At 68.8% G+C, this 7,462-nt stretch carries 12 protein-coding genes; 2 read left to right on the forward strand and 10 right to left on the reverse strand.

The genetic code is table 11. The annotated features are described in order from the left end of the window. Nucleotides 1-35: 35 nt before the first annotated feature. From ACIBH4_RS11645 to ACIBH4_RS11665, 5 genes are all read right to left on the reverse strand, one after another. Nucleotides 36-533 (reverse strand): hypothetical protein, encoded by a 498-nt coding sequence (locus ACIBH4_RS11645; RefSeq protein ID WP_362767241.1) that lies wholly within the window; start codon nucleotides 531-533, stop codon nucleotides 36-38. Between the two features lie 25 nt (nucleotides 534-558). Further along, on the reverse strand, nucleotides 559-870 hold the full coding sequence (locus ACIBH4_RS11650; RefSeq protein WP_362767238.1) for a hypothetical protein: 312 nt from the start codon (nucleotides 868-870) through the stop codon (nucleotides 559-561). A 90-nt stretch (nucleotides 871-960) separates the two neighbouring features. Then, nucleotides 961-1,209, reverse strand: a complete 249-nt coding sequence (locus ACIBH4_RS11655) for a hypothetical protein (protein ID WP_362767235.1) — start codon at nucleotides 1,207-1,209, stop codon at nucleotides 961-963. A 339-nt stretch (nucleotides 1,210-1,548) separates the two neighbouring features. Continuing rightward, a complete protein-coding gene (locus ACIBH4_RS11660) occupies nucleotides 1,549-1,890 on the reverse strand; it encodes a hypothetical protein (RefSeq protein ID WP_362767233.1) in 342 nt (113 codons plus the stop codon). Next, a complete protein-coding gene (locus ACIBH4_RS11665; RefSeq protein ID WP_362767230.1) occupies nucleotides 1,887-2,201 on the reverse strand; it encodes a hypothetical protein in 315 nt (104 codons plus the stop codon). Before ACIBH4_RS11665 ends, ACIBH4_RS11660 begins: the two co-directional genes overlap by 4 nt. 98 nt (nucleotides 2,202-2,299) lie before the next feature. On the opposite strand from ACIBH4_RS11665, the gene ACIBH4_RS11670 reads away from it, so the two are divergent. Both ACIBH4_RS11670 and ACIBH4_RS11675 read left to right on the forward strand, forming a co-directional pair. After that, nucleotides 2,300-2,512 (forward strand): hypothetical protein, encoded by a 213-nt coding sequence (locus ACIBH4_RS11670; protein ID WP_362767227.1) that lies wholly within the window; start codon nucleotides 2,300-2,302, stop codon nucleotides 2,510-2,512. A gap of 130 nt (nucleotides 2,513-2,642) precedes the next feature. After that, nucleotides 2,643-4,919 (forward strand): NACHT domain-containing protein, encoded by a 2,277-nt coding sequence (locus ACIBH4_RS11675; RefSeq protein ID WP_362767224.1) that lies wholly within the window; start codon nucleotides 2,643-2,645, stop codon nucleotides 4,917-4,919. 99 nt (nucleotides 4,920-5,018) lie between these two features. Here the strand turns inward: ACIBH4_RS11675 and ACIBH4_RS11680 are convergent, their stop codons facing one another. The 5 genes from ACIBH4_RS11680 to ACIBH4_RS11700 all read right to left on the reverse strand — a co-directional run bounded on the left by ACIBH4_RS11680 (nucleotide 5,019) and on the right by ACIBH4_RS11700 (nucleotide 7,052). Next, nucleotides 5,019-5,276 (reverse strand): hypothetical protein, encoded by a 258-nt coding sequence (locus tag ACIBH4_RS11680; RefSeq protein WP_362767221.1) that lies wholly within the window; start codon nucleotides 5,274-5,276, stop codon nucleotides 5,019-5,021. 53 nt (nucleotides 5,277-5,329) lie between these two features. Further along, on the reverse strand, nucleotides 5,330-5,644 hold the full coding sequence (locus ACIBH4_RS11685; RefSeq protein WP_362767219.1) for a hypothetical protein: 315 nt from the start codon (nucleotides 5,642-5,644) through the stop codon (nucleotides 5,330-5,332). 245 nt (nucleotides 5,645-5,889) lie between these two features. Next, entirely contained in the window at nucleotides 5,890-6,027 is a 138-nt protein-coding gene (locus ACIBH4_RS11690; protein WP_362767216.1) for a hypothetical protein, read from the reverse strand. An 84-nt stretch (nucleotides 6,028-6,111) separates the two neighbouring features. Beyond that, the gene (locus tag ACIBH4_RS11695) at nucleotides 6,112-6,402 is read right to left on the reverse strand and encodes a hypothetical protein (RefSeq protein WP_362767213.1); all 291 of its coding nucleotides are present in this window, start codon (nucleotides 6,400-6,402) and stop codon (nucleotides 6,112-6,114) included. A gap of 173 nt (nucleotides 6,403-6,575) precedes the next feature. Beyond that, nucleotides 6,576-7,052, reverse strand: coding sequence for a hypothetical protein (locus ACIBH4_RS11700; protein WP_362767210.1), 477 nt, complete (start codon nucleotides 7,050-7,052; stop codon nucleotides 6,576-6,578). Between the last annotated feature and the right edge of the window lie 410 nt (nucleotides 7,053-7,462).

Here is a 7,462-nt window from a genome sequence, read left to right on the forward strand (position 1 = left end):
TCCTTCCCCACCCGTCAGGGGTGGCGTTCACCGGCTCACCGTCGGGGCGGCCCGGCCTCCTTCGCGATGCGCACGTACCCGTACTCGACCTGCCTGCCCGGAACCGTCTTGCTCGCCGCGGTGATGGTGACCAGCTCGACGCGGCCCTCGGCGACCAGCTCGTGCAGTGACGGCGCGTCCCGCACCGGAAGCCAGCCGACCGGCAGCCCAGGCCACCCGGCCCGGACGACCGCGCCGCGCTCACGGTGGATCGCGGCCACAATCGCCGCCTTGCTCTCCTCGTTCGCCGGGTTGAACGCGAAGCCCGTCGCGCCGCCCAGGGTGGGCGCCGGCTCGGCACGCTCGCAGCGCTCGGCCTGGCGGACCTTATCGATCAGCGAGATCAGCTCCTGCGACTTGCCCTTCCAGGCGAGGTCGCAGACGAGCTGGTGCTCGTCCGGGGAGAGCTCGATGCCGCCGAGTGCTTGGCGCACCTTTTCGCGGCGGGCCTGGGCGATGCGGGCGGCGGCCTCTTCGAAGTCAATCGGATTCATGTTGGCCTCTCTGTGCGGGAGCCGGTCAGGCGGCGATGTGGGCGAGGCGGGAGCCGAGCTCCTCGCGCAGGGGCATCGTGTCGGGGTCGGCCTCCTCTTCGAGGTCGGCGAGCATTTCCTCGAGTGCTTCCTGCTCGCTGACGGCGCCGAGCGGGTCGCCCGTCTCGGGACCGCACAGGTGCAGGTCCGACAGCCGCGACAGGCGGTCGGTGCCGGTGTCAGACCGGATGTAGCCGAAGTCGCTCGCGACGCAAGCATCCTCCAGGATGAACCGCTCGCCGGGGCGGCCGACCCAGTGGACGTGGTCGAGGCCGGGGGCGCTGCAGATGACCGTCATGGGATACGACTCCTTCGTGCTCGCTTGAGATAAGGGCGGATGGTCTTCGGGGCGAAGGCGGGAGGCCGCACGGCCTCCCGCCTTCGCCGGCTAGACGAGCTGCTCCAGCTCGTCCGGGTCGGCGGTCAGGAGGCGGTTGGCCTCGCGCGCGCTGGCCACCTTCCACTCCAGGAGGCGGGGGTTGTCGCCCGCGGCGGCCAGGCCCTGCTCGATGAAGGTGACGACCACCGCGTGGGGAACGCGCTCGTGGAGGCGCTCGGCCTGAGCGCGAAGCTCGGCGACGTCGGGGGCGAGGAGCTGGGTGCACAGGTCGGCGGAGAGGGTGGCGATGAGGTCCACGAGGGTTCCCCTTTCGGAGGTGGTGAAGTAGTGAATTTGTATATCTAAATCATACCTTTCTATGTATTTGATACTCTCTGTTTTGGCGGGGAAAACGGAAAAAATACGGGGAATTATGCGGCCCGAAGGTGCAGGGATCGGCCGGCCCGGCGGCGAGGAACCCCCAGCCCCGGGGGCTGTACGCGCAGGCGGCGTCCGGTTGTTCGCTGCCCGGCCCGGCGGCGACGGTCTCCCAGACTCACCCCCGGCCGCGGCGGCCACCGCCGCGGGCTCGGCGCGCTCGGGTCGGCCCGGGCGAACCCGGCGACCTCTGCCGCCGGGCCACGATCGTGGCGAGTATCAGGCGTTCACTTCCAGCGGGGACTCCTCAAGCCAGGCGCGGACGGTGACCCGGGCGCCCAGGTGCCAGCCGGCCGCACGGTACTCGCCACCGTGGCCGGCCAGTTTCTCCCATGACGGGGTGACGCCCAGGCGGCGCGCCCACTCGTCGACCGCGTCGACCCGGCTGGCCGGGTCTCCGTCGTCGCGGACGCCGAGCAGGAAGCCCGCCGCGTGCTCCGCGGCCTGCACCTGCCACAGCAGGACGGGGAGTTCCTCGGTGAGCAGGTCGGCCAGGGCGAGCGCGGCGCGCCCTTGACGGCGGTGGGCACGCGCCTGCAGGCACGTCATGCTGATGATCATCGCTTTTCTCCTTCGGTGACGGTGCGGAAGGTGAGGCGGCGCGGCAGCCGGAGCCACTGCGCCCGGGACACGCAGGAGACGGCCTCTCCGGGGCGCACGTGCAGGATTCCAGTGCTCGGCTCGCCGGGGGCGACCGCCACGGCGGCCTCCCAGCGGATTCGCCAGGAGCCACCGCCGAAGTGCTTCGTGGCGCGCACGAAGCCGTACACGTCGTTGGCGGCGAGGATCTCTGAGGCGGTGACGCGGATGATGTGGTGGCGGGTCAGCGCCTCGGGCGCGACGGGGTGCAGGTCGGGCAGGACGACGCTCACACGGCCCTCCCCTGGGTCACGGCGAACAGGTCGAGCTGGGCGGCGCCGGAGGGTGACGCCAGGTGCGCGCCCTCGGACGTGAAGCGCGTCGTTGGGACATGTGGCTGGATGAAGACGGCCGCGCCAACAACCGGCCCCTCAACCCCTACGCCACCGCCCTCGCTCACCAGCACGGCGTCCGCCTGCGCCTGCTCGGACTCGTCGTCATCACCGGACCGGCCTCGCCGACAGGCCGCGCCACCGGACTCACCCCGGAGAACATCACTGCGATCCGGCAGCAGGTCGCGAGTCTCGTCAGCTCGGCATCGTGATCGGCCGCACTCGGCCTTTCACCCTGCCGATAATGAGACCAGCACGACAGCCCTCAATGACAAGCGACCAACTCGCCACGAATTCGCGTGAATTACTGCCAGATCGCCTGGCAAAGGTGAAGATATCGGCGTGAACAGACGCCAGATCGGCTGGAGAGTCCTCTTCGCCGCGCTAGTGGTCCTGGCGGCAGGCACGATGGTAGCTGTGGTCTGGCGGGTCTTGGATCCAGAAGACAAAGTCAACCGGGCCGATCTTGCCGCCGTGATGCTAGCGGCCGCCACGCTGGCGGGCACGGTGGTGGTCTGGGCCCGCCGCTCCGCAACCACCCGCGCCGATGCCAGCACCGACGCGCGCAGCGCCGTGGACCCCGCCGCACACGTGCTGGCCGGTCTGGTGGAGCATCAGTGGCGCACCGAAGCCCGCCACCGGCTGCTGGACGACCCTGAACCGATTCCGGTGCGCTGGCAGCTCATCGCCGACGAGACGGTGATGAGCCAGCCCCGCCTGATCACCGCCGAGGCGCAGCTGACCCTGACCGGCCGCAGCGACGACATCGCCGCCTTGGCCGACGCCTTCCGCAGCCTGGCGCGGCGGCGGCTGGTCATCACCGGCGGCGCGGGCATGGGCAAGACCACCTTGGCAATCCAGCTGCTGCTGCAGTTGCTGGCCACCCGCGAAGCCGACCAGATCGCAGCGGCTGAGGGGGAGATCGTGCCGGTGCCGGTGCTGCTGCCGGTCTCCGGCTGGGACACGAACGCCCATCCCCGGCTGCAGGACTGGCTCGCCGTCCGCCTGGCCCAGGACTACCCGGCCCTGAAAGCCTCTCAGCTCGGCCCAGGTGCCGCCGCTGCGCTGGCCGACGGCGGTCACATCCTGCCCGTTCTGGACGGCTTGGACGAAATCCCCGCACCTGCCCGCGCCCAGGTGGTCGCCGCGCTCAACGCCTCGATGACCGCCCGCGACCAGCTCATCCTCACCAGCCGCCGCGCCGAGTTCACCACCGCCATTCGCGAAGTCGGCCGGCCATTGACCGCCGCTGCGGTCATCGTCCCCAAGCCCATCACCCCGCAGGCCGCCGCCGACTATCTGACCGCCTGCCTCCCCGCATCCCCATCCGACGTCTGGAGGCAGACCCTGACCGCTCTGCGCTCCGACACCGTCCCCGGCCTGACCCGGCTCGCCGCCACCCCGCTGGGCCTGTGGCTGATCCGCACCGTCTACGTCACCCCCGGCACCGAACCCACCCCCCTGACCGGCCCGCTCGGCGCCGACGCCGACGCGCTACGCACCCACCTGCTCGACCACGTCATCCCCGCCGTCATCGCGGCCCGACCGCCCAGCACCGACCCCGCCGACCACTTCCGGCCCCGCCACCAGCTCGACCCCGACACCACCCGCCGCCACCTCACCTACCTGGCCCGCACCTTCCCCCCCGCCACCACCCGCGACATCACCTGGTGGCACATCGCCCGCACCACACCCCACATCCGGTCAACCATCGGGCTCACGACCGGGCTCGCGCTCGGGATCGTGCTCGGGCCCGTCGGGCTCGTGCTCGGGCCCTGGCTTGGGATCGGGGTGTTCGGGACCGTGCCCGATCCCGAGCTCATGCTCAGGCTCGGGTTCGCGCTTGGGTTCGCGATCGGGTTCGCGATCGGGTTCGCGATCGGGCTCGCGATCGGGCTCGTGCGCGCTAGGTCCTGGGTTAACGAACAACCTGGCTACGCAGACCTGCGCCTGCACGGACGAACATCCTTTCTCATCCGCTCTATAAAAGGCACCCTCAAGTTCGGGCTCACGAAGGGGCTCGGGATCTGGTTCGTGTCCGGGCTCGCGGTCGGATGCGTGCCGATGTTCAGGGTCGGCGATGGGATCTCTTTCTATCCCGAGTTCGATTTATTAGTCGCCGGGTTCGTATTCGGGCTCTTTGTCTGGCTCGGGAGCACACTGGCATACGGGCTGATCACCTGGGCGGAACAACCCACGCTCACATCGACCAGCACACCCCGCTCCAGTTGGCGAGCCGACAGAGCGCTTACCCTTCTGCGATTGGTCGCATCCGGGCTCCTTGTCTGGCTCGTGGTCTGGCTCGCGGTCGGGCTCGTGTTCGGGCTCGTGTCAGGGCTTATGGTCGGGCTCGGGGCTGGACTCGGGGCCGGGCTCGGGGCCGGGTTCGTGATGGGCAAGCATCATGCGTGGCCGGTCTGCACCATCGCGGTGACCCGGCTAGCCCTCCAGCGCCGGCTTCCCTGGCGATTCACGAACTTCCTCGACGACGCCCACCGCCTGGGGCTGCTGCGTGCCGTCGGCCCGATTTATCAGTTCCGCCACGCGGCCCTGCATGACCACCTCGCCGCCGCGGACATGTCCCATGGGGCTTCTCAACGGATCGGACACAACTTGTGAGCTGACGTCGCAGACATGCTCGCGACGTGAAACCCCAGGTCGGGACGATTCTTACACCGCGGTCGTTCGGCAAACTGGACGACAGGAAGATGTGCGCGGTCATCGCCGGGCCTCCGTGGCGGCGAGGCCGGCCACCCATTGCGCGCCGGCCCTCACGACGAACACGGCGATCGCGGTGGCGCTGTATTCGGGCCAGCCCTCGGAAAGCGCTTCGGCCTTAACGTCCGTTGCGGCTTTCACGGTGGCGTCTTTGACGTCCATGCCGACCAGGACGTGCCGGCCGATCTGGGCGAGGGTACGGCACGTGAGGCCGAGGGGCCGGGTCTTCGTCTGGGTGCGCTTTGGAGTCTGGTTCACGACCTGTCCTCTTTCTCGGAGCGGGAGGGGGCTGGCGGCCCCCTCCCGGACGATCAGGTGAGGCGGGCGAGCCGCTCGGCGAGGCCGGCCTGGGCGGCGAGCTGGTGGGGGCTGAGCGACTTTCGGGCCTGCAGCTGGGCGGCCAGGGCTCGCATGGTGGTGGCGTCCTCGCCCTCGATCTCGTTGGCGAGGTCGAGCATGTAGTGGCCAACCCTGGTGATCGCGATGGTTCGCGCCTCGTCAAGCTCTCCCCGGTTACTCTGGCCTCTGGCGTACAGCCTCCACATCAGGTCGAAGTGGCAGAGCGCGGTGCGCACGTCCTCGCACTTGATGGTGCGCTGGTTGCTGGTCATGGCTGCGACGGTCACGGCGTCCTCCAGGAGTGGCTACGAAGCGCTTTCTTATATCTAAATCATAGCAATTTACTACTTTGATAGTACAAAGGTTGTGGTGGTTTACCTGCGGAAATACGCTCACGCACGGGGTGCCATCAGATGAGGCAGACGGCCAGCACGTAGTAGCTGACAGGCTCCAGGAACGTCCCGGCGGGGGCGGTGACCCGGTCGCCGGCGCGGTAGGCCCACTCCCCGGGGCCTTCCTCCCAGACGATGGTCTACTGGCGGTCGTCGAACCCCTCTTCCATCAGGTGGGGCCCGTAGCCGGGGTGGGCCTTGAACTCGGTGGCGATGTCGGCGACGAGCCACTCGACCTCTTCGCGGGCGCACACGTAGGTTCCGGTGGCGAAGTCCATGATGTTCCTTCCGATCGCTTGAGGTGGGAGGGAGGCGAGGGCGGGCCACAGCCCGCCATAGTGGCCGTCAGGCGGCCCGGACCTTCACGGCGAGGTCGAGGAAGGCTCCGGCGTCCCGTCGGCGCCCATGCGGGCGACGAAGGCGCTCTCGTCATCGGCGAACTCCACACCCCGCAGCGCCTCCGGGAGGCCGTTGACGACCCGCCCTTCGAAGATCAGCTTGTGGGCCAGGTTGAGGAAGGTGGTGGGCGCGTTGAGGCGGACGAGGTAGTCGATGAAGGCCCGGTTCTCGCGGGTCAGAGGGTGGGCGCCAAGAGCGGCATAGAGGGCGTGAATGCTCTCGACCAGGGTGGGGGCGGTGGTCTTGACGCTCATGCTTCTCTCCGTGAATAGCGAGCTTTTGTTATATCAATCACATACTCGACTATGGTTTTGATACTCACTGGGGCTGCGAGGAATTTCGGGAAAATCGCAGGCCGACACCCCACAAGGAAGATCACTTACAGTGGGTGCCCCCGGCTCGCCGAGGGCACCGCGCGGGGTGACGGCTACGCCGGCCCGGCATCTTCTCGCACCGTGAAGATGCGCTTCTCCTCCAGCATCGGCTTGTACTTGACGACCGCGTTCGGCTCTTTCATGCCGACCGCCTCAGCGATCGCTCCCCACGTGACGCCCGCGCTGCGGGCGCCGGCCACCTCCCGCACCTCGGCACGTTCGGCGTCGACGAGCGCCCTGTGGGCGCGCCGCACGGCGAGCAGCGCCGGCGTCACCGGATCCGCCTCGTTCTCCCACCGCTGCTTCGGCTCCCGCTCGTCAAGGGATGGCTTGAACTTGCGGATCGCGTTGGGCTGTGCGATCTCCAGTTCGTCGGCGATTCTCTGCCACGGCGCTTTGACGTGCCGCGCGTCCACCACGGACTGCACCACGCCGTCCCTGGCCTCGCCCAGGTGTTTGTGCGCTGCACGGAGCGCGGCCACCGCTGTCGCCTTCTTCTCTTCCACATGCTTCTTCTCATCCACGCTCATAGCAAAAGAGTCACATGCTATGCAGTTGATAGCAACCTGCGTGGTGGTTTCGCGCTGGGACACAGCGACGCCCGGCGCGGCGGAGACACCTCACGGCGTCACCAAGAACGTGGTACTCCGAATCGGGGATGCCCCTCACGGAGGATGGCCGCCAGCCAGCGATCTGCACTTCCCGCAGCGACTCCGCGGCACTCCGCCCGCGTTCGATCTTCATGGGGGCCGCGTCCATGATCCCCGAGGAATCCACCACTTTCGATCAGTTCCAAGCGGTCGCCGACCTCGAGAGCCGGAGATCAACCATGTCGTGGGGGGGGGGGGCCCCCCCGGGGGGGGGGGGGGGGGTAATTAGGGTCAGCCGGCGGGTGGAGTGAGGGGCCGCGGCCAACCCCCGGGGGAAGCGGGGCCGCGGC

It is taken from the genome of Streptosporangium sp. NPDC050284 (assembly GCF_044459525.1).
Lineage (GTDB): Bacteria > Actinomycetota > Actinomycetes > Streptosporangiales > Streptosporangiaceae > Streptosporangium.

Coding starts and splice junctions, on each gene's coding strand:
- ACIBH4_RS11645 (WP_362767241.1), bottom strand. CDS start 533: ATGAATCCGATTGACTTCGAAGAGGCCGCCGCCCGCATCGCCCAGGCC.
- ACIBH4_RS11700 (WP_362767210.1), bottom strand. CDS start 7,052: ATGAGCGTGGATGAGAAGAAGCATGTGGAAGAGAAGAAGGCGACAGCG.
- ACIBH4_RS11670 (WP_362767227.1), top strand. CDS start 2,300: ATGTGGCTGGATGAAGACGGCCGCGCCAACAACCGGCCCCTCAACCCC.
- ACIBH4_RS11660 (WP_362767233.1), bottom strand. CDS start 1,890: ATGATCATCAGCATGACGTGCCTGCAGGCGCGTGCCCACCGCCGTCAA.
- ACIBH4_RS11690 (WP_362767216.1), bottom strand. CDS start 6,027: ATGGACTTCGCCACCGGAACCTACGTGTGCGCCCGCGAAGAGGTCGAG.
- ACIBH4_RS11695 (WP_362767213.1), bottom strand. CDS start 6,402: ATGAGCGTCAAGACCACCGCCCCCACCCTGGTCGAGAGCATTCACGCC.
- ACIBH4_RS11650 (WP_362767238.1), bottom strand. CDS start 870: ATGACGGTCATCTGCAGCGCCCCCGGCCTCGACCACGTCCACTGGGTC.